This is a genomic window from Pelagibacterium sp. 26DY04, assembly GCF_031202305.1.
GTDB lineage: Bacteria > Pseudomonadota > Alphaproteobacteria > Rhizobiales > Devosiaceae > Pelagibacterium.
Window position 1 is genome coordinate 2733515 of sequence record NZ_CP101731.1, and the last position, 16157, is coordinate 2749671.

Sequence of the window (16157 nt, forward strand, 5' to 3'; positions counted from 1 at the left end):
GCGAATGTCGGTGATAGAGTGTCAAACGCGCTCGAAACCGAACAGCGCCTCGGGGTTTTCGACAAGAGCCAGATGTCGGGCCTTGTCATCGGGGAACCATCCCAGCACGGTCTGCAACAGCGCAGCATCGTCCGGATAGTCCTCGGTTCGCTTGGCGGCGTTGTGCGGCCAGTTCGTTCCCCAGACGATCCTTTCCGGCGCATACGCTGCCAATTCGCGCGCCACCGCCCCGATATCGGCATAGTTCGGCCCGCCACTGCGGCTCGATTCATAGCAGCCGGCAAATTTGAACCAGGTTTTTCCCTTATCGATCAATCTCTTAACAGCATCGACCTGTGGACTGTCAGGTGTTACTCCGGCAAAGAACTTGCCATGGTGATCCAGCACCCATCGCGATTTCAGCGCCGCCAGGCGCTCGAAATGATCGAGGATATGGCTGCCGTCGAACTGGATGGCCATCATCCACCCGAACGCCGCTGCTCGCTCGTCCACCTCTTCGAGCCGATCGAGCCCCACCGCACCGCCGGGCAAATCCATGATCCGCGCGCCCACGATCCCGGCAGCCGATAGCCGTTCCATCTCGTCGTCAGTGGTTTGCCCCGTCACCACCGCAACGCCTTTTCCTTTGTTTCCAAAGGCTTGGAGGCAGGCAAGGAGACAGGAATTGTCGAACTGATGCGCGTTGCCCTGGGTCACCACCACGCGGTCGATCCCCAGCCATTCCATGGTCTTTTCGTAATCCGAGGGGGTCGGCAGCGGCTCGGGCGGCAAGCCCGGACCACCGGGAAGTGCCGGAAATCCCGGCACATAGGCATGCATCTGCGTATCGATCGTGCCCTTGGGCAAGTCGATTGCGGGCTTGGTTCCCGAATAGGTTCTTTCGATCATCATTCCGCCTTGAGCGCGAATTCGGTCAGTGCGTCGCGATTGATCTCGATGCCCAGCCCCGGTCCATCGGGAATGGCCACCACACCCCCCGCATGTTCGAGCGGCGTTTTCACCACTGCCTGCCGAAAGGGATTGATTGTCCTGTCAAATTCCAGAATCGGCTCCAGCGGCTTGTTGCGCACCGGGTCCGGCACCATCGCCGCCATGAACTGCAGCGCCGCGGCAATCTGGACCGCCGTGCCCCAGACATGGGGCACCACCCGCACCCCGTGCAGCGAGGCGAGATCGGCGATCCGCCGAATCTCGGAAAACCCGCCACAGCCGCAGATATCGGGCTGGATGATATCGACGCACCGCGTCTCGATCGGCTCGCGCATCCCCCAGCGCGTATGCCAGGTCTCCCCGCCCGCCACCGGAATCGGCTGGCGTGCCCGGACCTCGCGGTACGCCTGCAATTGCTCGGGAACCACCGGCTCCTCGAACCAGTCGATGCCATATTCGGCCGCCCGCTGGCCGACCCGGATCGCCTCATAGGCTTCATAGCCGTGATTGCTGTCGATCATGATCCGCATGTCCGGCCCCGCCGCCTCGCGCACCGCCGCGATCACGCGCAGATCCTCTTCCGGATCGAACCCGATCTTGATCTTGGTCGCGTGAAAACCTTGTTCGCGGTATCGGGCGACTTCCGCCGCATTGTCCTCGATCCGATCAACGCCATCGCGCTTGAATGAGCCGGTCGCATAGGCCCTAACGCTCTCCCGGAAACGCCCGCCCAGCAAGGTGGAAACGGGAACGCCGAAATGCTTGCCCTTGATGTCCCAGAGCGCGATGTCGATCCCCGACAGCGCCGTCACCGACAGCCCCCGCTGGCCCTGATCGCGCAACGCGTTATAGAGCACCGCCCAGTGCTTTTCGGTTTCCAGCGGGTCCCGCCCGATCAGCCATTGAGCATAGGCCTTGACCACCGCCGCATTGGGCAGCGCCGGGCCAAGGCACTCGCCCCAGCCCGTCGTGCCGTCGTCACAGACGATCTCCACCAGGACATGCACGCGCTTATCGAACCGCATCGAGGCGCTTTCGAACGCGGTGTCGAGCCTATGCTCGAGCAAATGGGTGTTGACCGCCTCTATCCTCATCTCTTATGCGCGCCGATCAACGCTTCAAGCATGGCCTCTTCCTCCTTGGTGAGATCCGAGAGTGGCGCACGAACCGGCCCCGCGTCAAAGCCTTGCAGCCGCACGCCGGCCTTGACGGCAGCAACAGCATAGCCCTTGCGCCGGCTGCGGATCGCCATGAAGGGATAGAAGAACTCTTTCAGGATCGCTTCGCACCGGGCCCGATCGCCGCCACGCAGGGCCTTGTAGAATTCGACGGCCAATCCCGGTACGAAGTTGAAAACCGCTGAGGAGTAGGTGGTAAATCCAGCCGCCAGATAGGCTTCCGCAAAGAGTTCAGCCGTTGGCATGCCGCCAAGATAGGTCAGCCGATCGCCCATTGTGGCCGTGATCTGGCGCACGAGCCCGATATCTCCCGAGCCGTCCTTGAACCCGACGAGATTGGGGCAAGCCTCGCACAGCCGCGCGATGGTGTCGGCTTGCAAAATCGAGTTGTCGCGATTGTAGACCATGACGCCGATACCCACCGATTGGCAGACCGTCTTCACATGCTCGTAAAGCCCGTCCTGCGGCGCATCGATCAGGTAATGCGGCAAAAGCAGAATACCGTCGGCCCCGGCCTTTTCCACCGATTTGGCGATGGACACCGCCATTTCGGTGCCATAACCGCAGCCTGAAACGATAGCGGTTTTCCCACCCGCCGCTTCCTTGGCAGCCGCTACGATGGTCGGAATTTCATCGGGCGCGAGCGAAAAGAATTCCCCGGTCCCCCCAGCCGCGAATAAAGTAGCCGCTTCGAAACCCGAGAGCCAGGAGACGTGATCCTGATAGGACTTGGCGTTGAAGCGTCCCTCCACATCGAAATGGGTCACGGGGAAGGAAAGCAGACCCGCGCCGAGCGCGTGTTTGACCTCTTGGGGGCTCATGGGGACAAGTCCTTTGCAAGCGTTAACTCGGTAAACGGCTAACCACTTGCATGACCGATGTCAACAACTTGTATGATATCTATTTGTTCTGCAGCAGCACGCGATAGCGGCCCTGGCTTCCCTGCAGATGCGCCCGCATCGCCTCGCGCGCTGCCTGCGCATCGCCATTTGAAATGGCGCTGACGATACGTCCATGCTCCTCATGGATCTGGGAAAGATAGGCATCCGAGGCCTCGCCATCTGCTCCGGCCAGCGCGGCACGCGGAATGGCGTTGGGACCCATAAGGGCCATGAACTCCACGAACCTGGGATTGTTCGTCGCTTCGGCAATGGCTTCATGGAGCGCGAAGTCTGCAGTGCTCGTCGGCTTGCCATTGGCAATGCACTCTCCCACTGCACGATGGCGCTCGAGAATGGTTTCCTCCTGGGCGGGCGAACGCCGGACCGCAGCCAAAGCCGCAGCTTCCACCTCCACCGCTCCACGCAGCTCCAGGAGTTCGATAATCGAGGAGATGCGCGCATGATCGACGTTCTGGAAAGGCAGTCCGGGCGCCGCCACAGGCTCGAGAACGAACACGCCCGCCCCGCGACGCGGCTCGACCAGTCCGTCCGAGCGCAGGGCGGCGATGGCCTCGCGCACCACCGTGCGGCTGACGCCGTGCACTTCGGTCAGGCGCGCTTCGCTCGGCAATTTGTCGCCGATCTTGTATTCGCCCTTGAGAATGGCGTTTCGGAGCGCATTGGCGACCTGTACGACCAGGGTCCCGCTCGTCTGACCACCTGCCGCGTTTTGCGCGTCCATCTCGCTATTCCCTGCTTATTGACCTCGATGCCCTCATGTTCGGGCGTCGAAGAGTCAGACACCGACGCTTAGCCTGTGTCAAGCAACACCCATCAGACAGATTGACGCTTCTTGTCTTATCTTTATGTTCCTGCCATCGACCGAGGGAGCATAATCGATGAAGCGACTGTTGATCACCGGGGCCGCCGGCAGTTTGGGCAAAGTGGCACGGGCCCGCCTTACCCACCTGGCCGAAACTCTCAGACTTTCTGATATCTCCGACCTCGGCAGCGCCAAACCCGGCGAAGAGTTGGTCTCCTGTGATCTTGCAGATTCCGACGCCGTCAGCGCTCTCGTTGAAGACTGCGACGGCATACTTCATCTCGGCGGCATTTCCACCGAACAGAGTTTTGAAGCGATCCTCAACGCCAACATCATCGGCCTCCGCAACCTCTACGAAGCCGCCCGCGCCCATGGCCAGCCGCGCATCTTTTTTGCCGGCTCAAATCACGTCATCGGCTTTTACCGCCAGCAAGAGCCCATCGACCACAATTCTCCCGTTCGTCCCGACGGCATGTACGGGGTCTCGAAATGTTTCGGTGAGGCCTTGGCGCGTTTCTATTTCGACAAGTTCGGCCAGGAAACGGCGATCGTGCGCATTGGCTCGTGCTTCGAAAAACCCACCGATTACCGCATGCTGGCCACATGGCTGAGCTATGGTGACTTCGTCAGCCTCGTCGAGCGCGTCTTTGAAGTCCCCAATCTCGGCTGCCCGACAATCTGGGGCGTCTCCGCCAATTCCCGCAGGTGGTGGTCAAACGACCACGTCCGCTATCTCGGCTGGTCCCCCAAGGACAGCGCTGACGCCTATGCCGAGGACATCCAATCCGCCGGCAATTGGCCCAACGCAAGCCATCCCTTGTCAATGTTCCAGGGCGGCAACAACACCCAGGACCCTTTGACCTGATATCTTGCGAGCACCACTTCGGCTTGGATTTGGTGGGCCCGGCAGGACTCGAACCTGCAACCAGACCGTTATGAGCGGTCGGCTCTAACCATTGAGCTACAGGCCCACGCCGCGCCAGTCCTAGCGATTTGCGCGGACGAGGTCCATCATGTTTTATGCGGGTAGCGTGATTTTTGTCGCCTGCGTACGGTGCCCCAAAACGGACGCAATGCGCCGAAAAGACTGCTCGCGTTCTGCGAGGGGCAAAACCAATTTCCAACGACGAGATTCGAGGAGACTTCCCATGCGCCTTCCCCTAACGCTCGCGCCCGTGGCTCTGGCGGCAATGATCGCCACACCGGCGCTCGCCGATACCATTACCCTGAGCGGAACCGGCACGGTGCGCGCCGCCCCCGATATGGCCACCGTCAACACCGGCGTCACCACCCAGGCTGAAACCGCCCGGGAGGCACTCGATGCCAACACCGAGGCCATGGCCGATCTGATCGCCGCGCTGCGCGAGGCCGGACTTGAGGACCGCGACATCCAGACCTCGGACTTCTCGGTCAGCCCCCAATACGTCTATTCCGACCAGCGCGATGAAAACGGCTATACCCTTCCCCCCGAAATCCAAGGCTACCAGGTTTCCAATGCTGTCACCATCATCGTCCGCGACCTCGAAATCCTCGGCCCTGTACTCGATCAGGCGGTAACCGTTGGCGCCAATACCATCAACGGTGTTTCGTTCGAGGTGGCCGACACCGAAAAGGTCGAAGAGGAAGCACGCAAGCTTGCCGTGGCCAACGCCGTTGCCAAGGCCGAAACCTATGCCCAGGCCGCTGGCATCGTTCTGGGATCGATCGAATCCATCACCGAGGTCAATGCGCCTCAGCCGCCGATCCCGATGTATCGCGGCCAGATGATGGAGATGGCAGCGGACGCTTCCGTTCCCGTTGAAGCTGGCGAAATGGCTTATTCGATCACCACCACGATCTCCTGGGAAATCGAAGACGACCGCAACTGATCATTCCTCCTGGGCAGCCGGCACCCGTCGGCTGCCTACCAGATCCCCAGCGCCTGCAGGATCATCCTTCCACCGACCACCACCAGGAAGATCGCAAAGACGATCTTGAGCAGCCGCGCATCGAGTTTGTGCGCCAGCGCCACGCCCAATGGTGCGGTCAGCGTCGCCAGTCCACCGATCAGAACGAGCGAGGGGATATTGATGAACCCGATGCTCATTGGCGGCGTACCCGCAGCGGTCCAGCCTGAAATCACAAAGCCGATCACCGCCGGAATGGCGAGGATGACGCCCAGCGCCGAGCTCGTCCCCACCGCCGTATGGATGGGCGAGCCGAAGGCCACCAGTGTCGGAACGGTGAGCGAGCCGCCGCCGATGCCCATCAGCGCCGAGATATAACCGATCACCGCCGCCGATATCCGGTTGACCAAAGGCACTCCGGCAAGCGACTCCATGAGCCTGCGCTGGATCGGCAGCGCCATGTTCAGCGCGATGAACAGCGCCATCACCCCGAAGATGATCTTAAGCGCCGCGGCGCTGTAAAGCGCCGCCATCAATCCGCCCAACAGCGAAGCGGCGACGATCCACGGTCCCCAGAGCCTGAGGATCTTGCCGTCCACCGCCCCGCGCTTGTCATGCGAGCGCGCGCTGCGCAGCCCGGTGGGGATAATCACGGCGAGCGACGTGCCCACTGCCACATGCATGATTACGTCCGGATTGTAGCCGAGGAGCTGATAGGCCAGCACCATGGCCGGCACCATGATGATGCCGCCCCCAATGCCCAGCAATCCGGCCATCACCCCTGATATGGCTCCCGTCGCGGAGAGACCGAGGGCAAAGGGAAGGTATTGGGAAAGCAGATCAGACAAGAAAATGTATCCTGAAAAAGCCCGCTGCGAATGAACGGACTAGGAAAAGCGTACCCGAAGGTACGGCTTTATTTCCGGCCCGACAAGCCGGAACGCCAATCCTTGGAGATCAATCCTCACCCAGCACATGCAGAACGATCTGCCGCCGGTGCGGTGCCCGCCTGTGCTCGAAAAGATAGACACCCTGCCAGGTCCCGAGCGCCGGCCTTCCCTCGATCACCGGTATGGAGATCGACGTCTGCGTCAGCGCCGCCCTGATATGTGCCGGCATGTCATCCGGGCCCTCGGTGGTGTGAACGATCCAGTCCATGCCTTCGGGCACCAGTTTGCGGAAAAACGTCAGAAGATCTGTTTGAACGTCCGGATCGGCGTTTTCCTGAATGAGCAGGGAACATGAGGTGTGACGGCAACAGACGGTCAACAGGCCGTTTTGGATGGCGTTTTGCGCCAGAAAACCGCCGATCGAGCGAGTGAATTCGTAAAGCCCAGGACCATCGGTGGTGATGGTCAGCGTCTGGCTCGCCTGCCGCATGTGCGTTCTCCCAACGGGATCAACCCTATCTGAGTCTGCGTCGGGAACCCAAACCGGTCCGTCGCGTTTTTGTGACATCTCGAGTCTGCGCCTCCGCGACGGCGCCGCCAGGTTTGTGCGGCCAGGTGGGCGGTGCCCTCTGGGACCCAGGGACGGGACGGTGGAATGCCGTCGATGTCCAACAGAATGGAGACTGAAAATGGCTGATATTGATCGCGACTACACGGATCGCAACCGCACCGAGCGCGAGCGCGTCTATGCAGTCAACTCCGGTGGCAGCGCCGGCTGGTGGATTGGCGGCGTCCTGGTTTTGGCCGTGCTGATCATCGGTTTCATCGCCCTGAGCGGTGGTGAGCCTGCCCCCGTCGACACGGCCCCGACCGCCGTGGAATCGACACCCCCGGCGACAGAAACGGCGCCGGCCACCGAGCCCGCTCCCATGACGGAAACGGCCCCGGCGGTGGAAGAACCCGCTCCAGCGGTTGAGGCTGCTCCTGAAGCCGCCGTTCCTGCCGAAGAGGCTCCTGCGGCCGAGCCGGCCCCGGCAGAAGCCGCTCCGGCTGAAGAAACCGCCCCGGCGGCTCCTGCTCAATAATCCTTATTCGGGCGCGCGCGTTTAGAGAACCGCGCGCCCGTTTCGTTCAGTTTGGCGTCAGTTTGACGGTGCTACCATCAGCTTCCGCATGGCCGCAAAGCGCGGCTTGTACTTTTGCCGGGGGGCAAGGGAGATAATCCATGAATTTCAAGCAAGTGCTCTTGACCAGTACCGCTATGCTCATGCTCGGCACCCCTGTGGCGCCGCTTTTCGCGCAGAGCGGCGCTTCTACGATCACAGTAGCCCAAGCCGCGCCTCCCGCCCTGGCGGACGCCATTCAAGCGTATCGCGACGCTCAGGCGGCATTGTCTGCCGCTCAGGGAGGTGAGGGAGATGTCGCTGCCGCCGAGGCTGCCCTTGCTTCGGCTGAAGGCGAACTCAGTGCCCTATGCTCGGCGATCGGCCAGACAGATATCGAATCGTGCATCGCCATGTTCGAAAGCGGCGCCCTCGAGGCCCCGGCCGAAGAGCCGGCACCAGCTGAAGAACCCGCTCCCGCTGAAGAGCCCGCTCCGGCTCCCGCAGAAGCTCCGGCTCCCGCAGAAGAAGCAGCTCCTGCTCCGCAAGGGCCCGCACCTGTCGAGGAAGCGGCGCCGGTAGAGGAACCCGCCGAAGAGCCCGCTCCGGCGCCTGTCGAAGAACCCGCTCCAGCGCCTGTGGAAGAACCGGCGCCCGTGGAGGAGCCGGCGCCTGCCGAGGAACCCGCACCGGCTGAGGAGCCTGCTCCTGCCCCTGAGGCAGACCCCGCACCGCCTCCAGCGCCCGAGCCCACTCAGGAGCCAGCCGCTGAAGCCGAGCCTGCTCCTGAAGCCCAGCCCGCCCCGGTCGAGGAACCTGCACCCGAGGCTGAGCCCGTTCCCCTTCCCGCGCCCGTCGAAGAGCCAACCCCGGCGCCGGAGACTGAACCGGAAGCCGAGACGGCCGCTCCTGCCGAACAGCCTGCTCCGGCCGATGCCGCTCCTGCCGCCACCGCGCCGGCATCGCTGACCGAGGCGGTTGCCGCCTATGAAACCGCAGTCGCCGATTTCCAAGCCACGATCGCGGCCGGTGGCGATGCTTCGGCCGCCGCCCAGGCGGTCACCGATGCAGAGGCTGAAATGCGCGGCATCTGCGAGGCGCTGGGTCAGCCCGATCTCCAGGCTTGCCTTTCCGGCTTTGGCCTGCAGGTCGAGCTCATCGACGTTCAAGCCGCTTTGGACGCAGGAGCGGTGACCGAGCCGACACCGGAGCTGCCGACCGAGGAGGCGCCGGCCCAGGAAGCTCCCGCCGAAGAAGCACCTGCCGAGGAGGGGGCGATTGAAGAAGCTCCGGCCGAGGAAGTTCCGGCTGAAGAACTGGCCGACGACATCGTCCTCGAAGGCGACGTCCAGGGCGAGATCGTGCCTGAAGGCACCAATGTCCAAAATGTTGCTCCCCTGCTCGACAGCCAAAAGGACGAAGCTGCCGGCGTTCTCGATGAACCCGCCGAGGCAGCGCCGGCTGAAGGCGAAGCCCCGGCAGAGGATGAAGCCCCGGTCGACGGTGAAACTGCGGTCGAAGGTGAAGCGGAAGCCGAGGTAGAAGCCGAAGCCCCTGCCGAACCGGAAGCGCCTGCCGAACAGCCTGCGGCTCCCGTTGAAATCAACGTCGAGGAAATTCCCTCGATCGAGGAAGAGGAAGCCCAGAGCCGCCAGGAGATCTCCATCGAGGAGATCGAACAGGCCGCAGAAGCGGCCGCTGCCGCACCGCTCAACGAAGCTCCCGCGCCCCAGCAGGCCACCCAGCAAGGCGGCGTGCTCGTCGGCCCTGTCCGGGAAGGTCCGTCCAATGCCGAAATCATCGCCACCATCGGGTTGGCGACGGTTTTCGCCATCGGTGCCAACCAGTTCATCGAGACTCCCGATACCCCACGTATCGTCTATCCCGATGACCGCGAATACTACTACGAGGAACTGACCGACGGCCGCACCCGCGAGGTGATCCTGCGCGCCGACGGCAGCCGCATCGTGACCGTCCGCGACCGTTACGGCGACATCATCCGTCGTTCGCGCATCGAGCCGGATGGGCGGGAAATCCTCTTGGTCTATGTCGATCCCAGCTATCGCCGCTATGACGAGCAAGGCCGCTGGATCGATCCGGGCCGTCAGTTGCCGCCGCTCCAGCTCACCATTCCGCCGCGTGAATATGTGCTCGATGCGTCTTATGCCGATCAGCAGCAGGTCGCCCAGTTCCTCGACCAGCCGCCGGTGGAGACCATCCAGCGCTACTATACGATCGACGAGGTCAAGCGCTCGGCCCGCCTGCGTGACATGGTCCGGCGTCTCGAAATCGGCGATCTGACCTTCGAAACCGGCAGCGCGACGATTTCCCAGAGCGAGATCGACACGCTTTCGGCGGTGGCCAACGCCATGCTGACCCTGATCCAGCAGAACCCGGCGGAAACCTTCCTCATCGAAGGCCACACCGATGCCGTCGGCTCCGACCTCTCCAATCTGGCGCTGTCGGATCGCCGGGCCGAAGCGGTCGCCTATGCCCTGACCCGGGTGTACGGCATTCCTGCCGAAAACCTTGCGACCCAGGGCTATGGCGAGCGGTACCTGAAGGTGAACACGCAGGATGCCGAACGCGTCAATCGCCGCGTCACCATCCGCCGCATCACCCCGCTCATCACGCCGATGACCGGCAACGCCGGCTGATCGTCCGTTCGCGAAAAGAAAAAGGGGCCGGAGCATCTGCTCCGGCCCCTCGCCGTTTCAGATCACGGGACCTCAATTCCCGCCGTTCTCGGCCAGCCACGCTTCGAGCTGGGCGATTTCGGCTTCCTGCGCTTCAATGATCTCCTGCGCTAGGGCCGCGATCTCGGGATCGTCGCCATGTTCGAGAACGATATTGGCCATGTCGATCGCCGCCTGGTGATGCGGGATCATCCCGACGGCGAAATCGATATCCGCATCGCCGGTGTAATCCATCTCACCCATGGCCGCATGCATCCGGTCCATAGCTTCCACATAAGCGGATACCGACGGCTCGGCATTATCGCCGCCCATATCGTGCCCGGCATGGGCATCCTGGGCGAACGCGGCAGGTGCGAGAGTAACCGATCCGAGCACCAGCCCGGCGGTGATAAGCAGCTTGTGCATTTCATGTCCTTTCGAGTGCAAAGCAGGTTGGCAATTCAGGCACGCTGAGCGTGCGGTGGCTAAACCTGCTGCGGCGGACGCTCATGCGGATCGGCAAGCCTGGTCAAAAGCAAAGCGACGGCCGCCGGCCGCGGCAACGCGATCGCACAACGCAGCGGTTCGACCGGTTCGGAGGCCGGCAATGCAAAGCAACACAACGCCATGTGGCAATCGAGCCCGTCATGCGCGCCCGCCTCGACGTGTTGGTGACTCGCATGCGCCGCAACATCATGCGCCTCGGCTCCAGCCGCCTCCGCCGCCATTGCACCAACGGCAAGGCTGCTCGAAACGAGCAGAAGAACGGTCAAGACTATCCGAACGAGTACTATCACGGGATCTTACTTCACGGGCTGTCGCAATATGGTCCTGAGCCTGCTCGGATCCGCCTTGCGCGGGTCCGAAAGATAGATCTCATGGTGCTTGCCCACTCTTATGAGCCCGTTTTGCGGCAGAAATTCATCGTGAAGCTTCTTGAGCACCGGGCCTTCATCGTCATAGGGGCCGATATGAAGCACCTGCGCGGCTCTCCCCTCCTCCAATGTTTCCACCCTGAGCCGATCCAGCGCCGGCGGCGCCTTCTTTTTTCGCACGGCCTCGATGGTCTTGTCGATCATGGCCGGCCCGATCCACTCGGGCACCATGATCATCATCGTCCAGTCCCACTTGTCCTTTTCGCGGGTGAGAAAACTCGCCATGTCCGATGACCACCACAGCCCTTCGAGGGGCGGGACCACATAATCTTTCTCGAGCTGCTTTTTCGAAGCGAATTTGAGCGCGTAGGCGACAGCATAAAGCGTCTCCACCGCATCGCGATATGCGGGCACGGTGTTCGGGTCGCCATGCCCGTCGACCATCAGCAACCGCATCGCAGGCACGTCCACGAGGTGGATGCCCATGCGCGCGGTCGGGCCGTAAAGGTGCTTGAGCTGCTTTTTGAAGTCGATCTTATCCATGCCTGCGCCCGTTCCGCCCCCGCATGGAACGATATTCAAGCCCTTAAAATTTGGAAAGAATTCTTGCGCGCTTTGCCCGACATCCCCATGTGTATCCCCGACCCAATGCGGAGAAACCAATGTTTGACATCGACAAGATCATGACCGCTCTCAAGACCGATTCCAACATGCAGCGCACCGCCGGGGCCGGCGCAGCCGGCTTGGCTGCAGGCATGCTGCTGGGCGGCGGCGGCATGAAGAAGATCGCCAAATACGGGGCACTCGCCGCCATCGGCGGTCTGGCTTATAACGCTTGGCAGAAAAGCCGCCAGAACAGCACCGCTCCCGATGTCGAAACGCCTCCCGAAGGTCCCTTCATGCCCGCCCGCAATGACGAGGCCGGCCAGGAAGCTCTGGGCAAGGCGCTGGTTCGCGCCATGATCGCCGCCGCCAAAGCCGATGGCCGCATCGATGCCGATGAGAAAGAACGCATCTTCCAGCGCCTCGAGGACATGAATCTTTCCGCCCAGGAAAAAGCATTCGTTTTCGACGAGCTTTCCACCCCGCTCGACATCGAAGCGGTGGTCCGTGGCGCCGATACGCCCGAACACGCCGCCGAGATCTACGCGGCCTCCCTTGTCGCCATCGAAGCCGATACCGCGACCGAGCGCGCCTACCTCCAGACCCTCGCTAACCGGCTGAGCCTCCCCGATGCCCTGGTCGAGGAAATCCATAAGGCGGCCCGTTAAGGTTTCGGGAACAAATCGGCCGTCCCGCACTTATCAGGGACGGCTCATAATGGAGGCTCGCGATGACCTATCTCGACCCTGATCAGTCGCGGCACGGCCCCTCGGCCCGGCAGATCGTGCTGCGCATTTTGGCTGCCCTGGCCGTTTTGGCATTCGGATGGTTCGCCTTCACCCTCGGCAATGACGACGGCACCGGACGCGCCGACATCGTTCAGGAGCCCGTGGCCCGGACTCTTTAGAGCGTGTCCAGCAAAAGCATGTCCCCGGCGTGACCGGGGATGGAAACGGTTTTGCGGTTCGGACACGCGACAAAACAAGAACTTAGAGCATTGAAGCGCTTCGGAGAAAAGCGGAAATGCTCTAGGAACATTACTTTTTGCCGCTGCGCTTGATCGACGCGATCTTGAGCGGCGGCACGCCCGATTTTTCCGAAATTGCACGGTCCTGATCCATGATCGCGGTCAGCGCCGGCTCATCTCCGTCCAGTCCGCCCAGCAGGCTGGCGTCGACCTTGCGGTTCGATCGCTGGCTGCCGTCTTCATAAACGACGTCGAAAAGCACGAACTCGGTACGGACTGTTGGTTTCTTGGCCATTTGGTATCTCCAGACGAAAAACAGGCCTGCCGCTGCTGGCGACAGGCCGGGAAATGTGGTTGGCGGTTATGATGTCAGGCGAACAGCGCCCTGCCCTGCTCGCTGATGATCTGGCGGCCCTTGCTAAGCGTCGTCGCAACACAGGCCTCTTTGTCGGTGAATTTGTCGGCGCGCACGAATTTGTGCGTCTTGAGCTCGCCATCGATCTCTTTTTCGATGACGCCTGCGATCTGATACTCGCCCCCGCTGCGCATCAGCGTCGCCTTGATGACATAGCCTTCGAACTCTTCCTGCCCGTCGACCGAAGGCGCGGCCCCCGCCTTGTCCGATCCCCCGCCGAATAGTTTCTTCAAAAATGACATGGGAACCTCTATTCCGCTGCAGCTTCGGGTTGCAATTCATTGGCGGCCAGCATTTCCTGGCGCAACCATTCCGCGTCCATATCGAAGCCGTTTGGCCAGGTGGGGATGCCGTCTTGTAGACTGGCCTGAGCAAAAAAGGACGGGTCGCGCAAAGCCTCTATAAGACTACCGGTTTCCTGCACGAGTTGCGAACAGTCATGTACGCCGCTCGTGCCGTCGGAAAACCGAACGGCGAGCTTGAACGGCGAAAGAACCGTCAGACTTCTGATCTTACTGAGCATCGAGACCCTCGATCGGTTGCGGAGACTCCCCTGCCTCCCTCAGTAGCCAATTCGCGCGTAATGCATCGATATTGACCGCCGCCCATTCCGCGACGAGGCGGCGCGCTGCGGCTGGTAACTTCCCTGACAGAATCGCACCGGTTTCGATCTCGATCAAGGCTTCGTCTTCGCCATAGAAGGCGTGGAAGTGAGGCGGTGCATGATCGCGAACATACATGCATATTCTGATGCCGAAAAATCGAGATATGGTCGGCACCGCCTCTATCGCCTTTAATTATCCAGGAAGCTCCGCAGCTTGCGGCTCCTGCTCGGATGCTTGAGCTTGCGCAGCGCCTTGGCTTCGATCTGGCGGATACGCTCGCGCGTCACCGAAAACTGCTGGCCGACTTCCTCCAGCGTATGATCGGTATTCATGCCGATACCGAACCGCATGCGCAGCACGCGTTCCTCACGCGGGGTGAGCGAAGCCAGAACTCGCGTGGTCGTTTCGCGAAGGTTTGACTGGATCGCCGCGTCGATCGGCTGGATCGCGTTGGTATCGGGGATGAAATCCCCAAGGTTGCTGTCTTCCTCGTCGCCGATCGGCGTTTCGAGGGAGATCGGCTCCTTGGCGATCTTCAAGACCTTGCGCACCTTGTCGAGCGGCATCTGGAGCTTTTCGCTCAGCTCTTCCGGCGTCGGCTCGCGCCCGATCTCGTGCAGCATCTGGCGCGAGGTGCGAACGATCTTGTTGATCGTTTCGATCATGTGCACCGGGATACGGATGGTGCGCGCCTGGTCGGCGATCGAGCGGGTGATCGCCTGCCGGATCCACCAGGTGGCATAGGTCGAGAACTTGTAGCCGCGCCGGTATTCGAACTTATCGACAGCCTTCATCAGCCCGATATTGCCTTCCTGGATCAGGTCCAGGAACTGCAGGCCGCGATTGGTGTACTTCTTGGCGATCGAGATCACCAGACGCAGATTGGCCTCGACCATTTCCTTCTTGGCGATGGCCGCCTCGCGCTCGCCCTTCTGCACCTTGGAAACGATGCGGCGATATTCGGCGATGTCGAGGCCGGTTTCGGTGGCCAGCGTCTGGATCTCACCGCGCAACTCGTCGATCGTCGCCCGCTCGCGCGCCACGAAATCCGCCCAGCCCTTTTCGGACCGCTGACCGACCTTGTCGGCCCAGTCCGGATCGAGTTCCGAGCCGTAATAGGCGTTGAGGAAATCGTCGCGCTTGATCTTGTAGCTCTCGGCAAGCCGCAGCAGGCGCCCTTCATTGCGCACCAGCCGCTTGTTGATGTCATAGAGCTGCTCGACAAGGCTCTCGATGCGCGAGGCATTGAGCGAAAGCGATTTCACGTCCGCGATGACCTGGCTGCGCCAGGTTTCGAGTTCCTTGAGCGCCGCGGTATCGAGCGACTTGGCGGCAAGCTGGTCCTCGACGTGCTGGTCCTGCACCTTGCGCATCTTGCCATAGGTCTCGGCGATGCGATCGAAGGTTTCCACCACCTGAGGCTTGAGTTCCGCTTCCATGGCCGAGAGCGAGAGATTGTTCTCGTACTCGTCGTCCTCGTCCTCTTCCTCGGGCTGACCGCCCTCGGCGCCACCTTCATCCTCGTCGGAAGACCCGGCCTTGGCCGGACGTTCGGAACGTGCAGCGGGCGCGGCCTCTTCCTCGTCCTCGTCGCTCTCGCCGCCGGCCGGCTCGGCCATCTTGGCGTCGGGCCCGGCATAGGTCGCTTCGAGATCGATGATGTCGCGCAAAAGGATCTCGCCTTCGGCGAGCTGGTCGCGCCAGATAATGATGGCCTGGAAGGTCAGCGGGCTTTCGCACAGCCCGGCGATCATGGTTTCCCGGCCGGCCTCGATCCGCTTGGCGATGGCGATTTCGCCTTCGCGCGACAGCAGTTCCACCGAGCCCATCTCGCGCAGATACATGCGCACGGGATCGTCGGTGCGATCGGAGCCCGACTTGGTGTTGGAGGTGCTCGCGACCGCCGTCGAGCCGGTCGTGGCCAGCTCGCCGCTCTCTTCGTCGCCGCTGTCAGCTTCGGCTTCCTCGACCTCGTCTTCATCGACGACGTTGATGCCCATGTCCGAGAACATGGCCATGATGTCTTCGATCTGCTCGGAGGTCACTTCCTCGGACGGCAGGACGGCGTTGATCTCTTCATAGGTCACATAGCCGCGCTTCTTGGCGGTCTTGATGAGCTTCTTGACCGCGGCGTCGGAAAGGTCGAGAAGCGGTCCGTCGGGGCCTTCGGTCTGCGATTCCGGCTTGTTGTCGGTTTCGGTCTTGGTCTGGTTGGCTGCCTTGGTGGCCATATAGTTCGCTCTCCTGAGCCGCACCCTGGTAGCGGCACTGGTGTCATCGCCTGATGATCGCACTGTAGCCGGGATTGAAAGACGATTCAGGGTTA

The 16157-nt window shown here is 61.9% G+C and carries 20 protein-coding genes and 1 tRNA gene; 6 read left to right on the plus strand and 15 right to left on the minus strand.

Annotated features, from left to right (window positions below; all coding sequences use genetic code 11):
- Positions 1–21 precede the first annotated feature (21 nt).
- From NO932_RS13515 to NO932_RS13530, 4 genes are all read right to left on the minus strand, one after another.
- A complete protein-coding gene (locus tag NO932_RS13515) occupies positions 22–888 on the minus strand; it encodes an amidohydrolase family protein (protein ID WP_309211046.1) in 867 nt (288 codons plus the stop codon).
- Positions 888–2024 carry a mandelate racemase/muconate lactonizing enzyme family protein gene (locus tag NO932_RS13520; RefSeq protein ID WP_309207820.1) on the minus strand — a complete coding sequence of 379 codons (1137 nt, stop codon included), beginning with the start codon at positions 2022–2024 and terminating at the stop codon, positions 888–890. Before NO932_RS13520 ends, NO932_RS13515 begins: the two co-directional genes overlap by 1 nt.
- Complete coding sequence (gene kdgD, locus NO932_RS13525) at positions 2021–2929, minus strand: 5-dehydro-4-deoxyglucarate dehydratase (RefSeq protein ID WP_309207821.1); 909 nt, start codon at positions 2927–2929, stop codon at positions 2021–2023. The genes NO932_RS13520 and kdgD overlap by 4 nt, the downstream gene beginning before the upstream one ends.
- A 79-nt stretch (positions 2930–3008) precedes the next feature.
- Positions 3009–3731 (minus strand): FadR/GntR family transcriptional regulator, encoded by a 723-nt coding sequence (locus tag NO932_RS13530; RefSeq protein ID WP_309207823.1) that lies wholly within the window; start codon positions 3729–3731, stop codon positions 3009–3011.
- Positions 3732–3888: 157 nt separating this feature from the next.
- Between NO932_RS13530 and NO932_RS13535 the strand changes: the two genes are divergently transcribed.
- A complete protein-coding gene (locus NO932_RS13535; protein ID WP_309207824.1) occupies positions 3889–4677 on the plus strand; it encodes an NAD(P)-dependent oxidoreductase in 789 nt (262 codons plus the stop codon).
- A gap of 30 nt (positions 4678–4707) precedes the next feature.
- On the opposite strand, the gene NO932_RS13540 is transcribed toward NO932_RS13535, so the two are convergent.
- Positions 4708–4783: transfer RNA gene (locus tag NO932_RS13540), tRNA-Ile, on the minus strand.
- A 177-nt stretch (positions 4784–4960) separates the two neighbouring features.
- Here NO932_RS13540 and NO932_RS13545 point away from each other — a divergent pair.
- Positions 4961–5680, plus strand: a complete 720-nt coding sequence (locus NO932_RS13545; RefSeq protein WP_309160457.1) for an SIMPL domain-containing protein — start codon at positions 4961–4963, stop codon at positions 5678–5680.
- A 35-nt stretch (positions 5681–5715) separates the two neighbouring features.
- On the opposite strand, the gene NO932_RS13550 is transcribed toward NO932_RS13545, so the two are convergent.
- Positions 5716–6546 carry a sulfite exporter TauE/SafE family protein gene (locus NO932_RS13550; RefSeq protein ID WP_309207825.1) on the minus strand — a complete coding sequence of 277 codons (831 nt, stop codon included), beginning with the start codon at positions 6544–6546 and terminating at the stop codon, positions 5716–5718.
- Between the two features lie 109 nt (positions 6547–6655).
- Positions 6656–7078 carry a secondary thiamine-phosphate synthase enzyme YjbQ gene (locus tag NO932_RS13555; protein WP_309207826.1) on the minus strand — a complete coding sequence of 141 codons (423 nt, stop codon included), beginning with the start codon at positions 7076–7078 and terminating at the stop codon, positions 6656–6658.
- Positions 7079–7277: 199 nt separating this feature from the next.
- Here NO932_RS13555 and NO932_RS13560 point away from each other — a divergent pair, with 199 nt between their 5' ends.
- Positions 7278–7673 carry a hypothetical protein gene (locus NO932_RS13560; protein WP_309207828.1) on the plus strand — a complete coding sequence of 132 codons (396 nt, stop codon included), beginning with the start codon at positions 7278–7280 and terminating at the stop codon, positions 7671–7673.
- 140 nt (positions 7674–7813) lie between these two features.
- A complete protein-coding gene (locus NO932_RS13565; protein WP_309207830.1) occupies positions 7814–10348 on the plus strand; it encodes an OmpA family protein in 2535 nt (844 codons plus the stop codon).
- A 72-nt stretch (positions 10349–10420) separates the two neighbouring features.
- On the opposite strand, the gene NO932_RS13570 is transcribed toward NO932_RS13565, so the two are convergent.
- The 3 genes from NO932_RS13570 to NO932_RS13580 are packed head-to-tail and all read right to left on the minus strand — an operon-like array spanning position 10421 to position 11784.
- Positions 10421–10792: a DUF305 domain-containing protein gene (locus tag NO932_RS13570; protein WP_309160452.1), complete on the minus strand. Its 372-nt coding sequence runs from the start codon at positions 10790–10792 to the stop codon at positions 10421–10423.
- 59 nt (positions 10793–10851) lie between these two features.
- Entirely contained in the window at positions 10852–11139 is a 288-nt protein-coding gene (locus NO932_RS13575; protein WP_309207831.1) for a hypothetical protein, read from the minus strand.
- A 30-nt stretch (positions 11140–11169) separates the two neighbouring features.
- The gene (locus NO932_RS13580) at positions 11170–11784 is read right to left on the minus strand and encodes a GyrI-like domain-containing protein (RefSeq protein WP_309207832.1); all 615 of its coding nucleotides are present in this window, start codon (positions 11782–11784) and stop codon (positions 11170–11172) included.
- A 119-nt stretch (positions 11785–11903) separates the two neighbouring features.
- Between NO932_RS13580 and NO932_RS13585 the strand changes: the two genes are divergently transcribed.
- Positions 11904–12512 carry a tellurite resistance TerB family protein gene (locus NO932_RS13585; RefSeq protein WP_309207833.1) on the plus strand — a complete coding sequence of 203 codons (609 nt, stop codon included), beginning with the start codon at positions 11904–11906 and terminating at the stop codon, positions 12510–12512.
- 62 nt (positions 12513–12574) lie between these two features.
- Entirely contained in the window at positions 12575–12751 is a 177-nt protein-coding gene (locus tag NO932_RS13590; protein ID WP_309160448.1) for a hypothetical protein, read from the plus strand.
- Positions 12752–12881: 130 nt separating this feature from the next.
- On the opposite strand, the gene NO932_RS13595 is transcribed toward NO932_RS13590, so the two are convergent.
- The 5 genes from NO932_RS13595 to rpoD form a co-directional block, all read right to left on the minus strand.
- A complete protein-coding gene (locus NO932_RS13595; protein ID WP_309207834.1) occupies positions 12882–13106 on the minus strand; it encodes a hypothetical protein in 225 nt (74 codons plus the stop codon).
- Positions 13107–13180: 74 nt separating this feature from the next.
- Complete coding sequence (locus NO932_RS13600; RefSeq protein ID WP_309207835.1) at positions 13181–13468, minus strand: HlyU family transcriptional regulator; 288 nt, start codon at positions 13466–13468, stop codon at positions 13181–13183.
- Between the two features lie 8 nt (positions 13469–13476).
- Entirely contained in the window at positions 13477–13749 is a 273-nt protein-coding gene (locus NO932_RS13605; protein ID WP_309207836.1) for a DUF2442 domain-containing protein, read from the minus strand.
- Positions 13739–13966: a DUF4160 domain-containing protein gene (locus NO932_RS13610; RefSeq protein WP_309207837.1), complete on the minus strand. Its 228-nt coding sequence runs from the start codon at positions 13964–13966 to the stop codon at positions 13739–13741. Before NO932_RS13610 ends, NO932_RS13605 begins: the two co-directional genes overlap by 11 nt.
- A 53-nt stretch (positions 13967–14019) precedes the next feature.
- On the minus strand, positions 14020–16062 hold the full coding sequence (gene rpoD / locus NO932_RS13615; protein WP_309207838.1) for an RNA polymerase sigma factor RpoD: 2043 nt from the start codon (positions 16060–16062) through the stop codon (positions 14020–14022).
- Positions 16063–16157 lie beyond the last annotated feature (95 nt).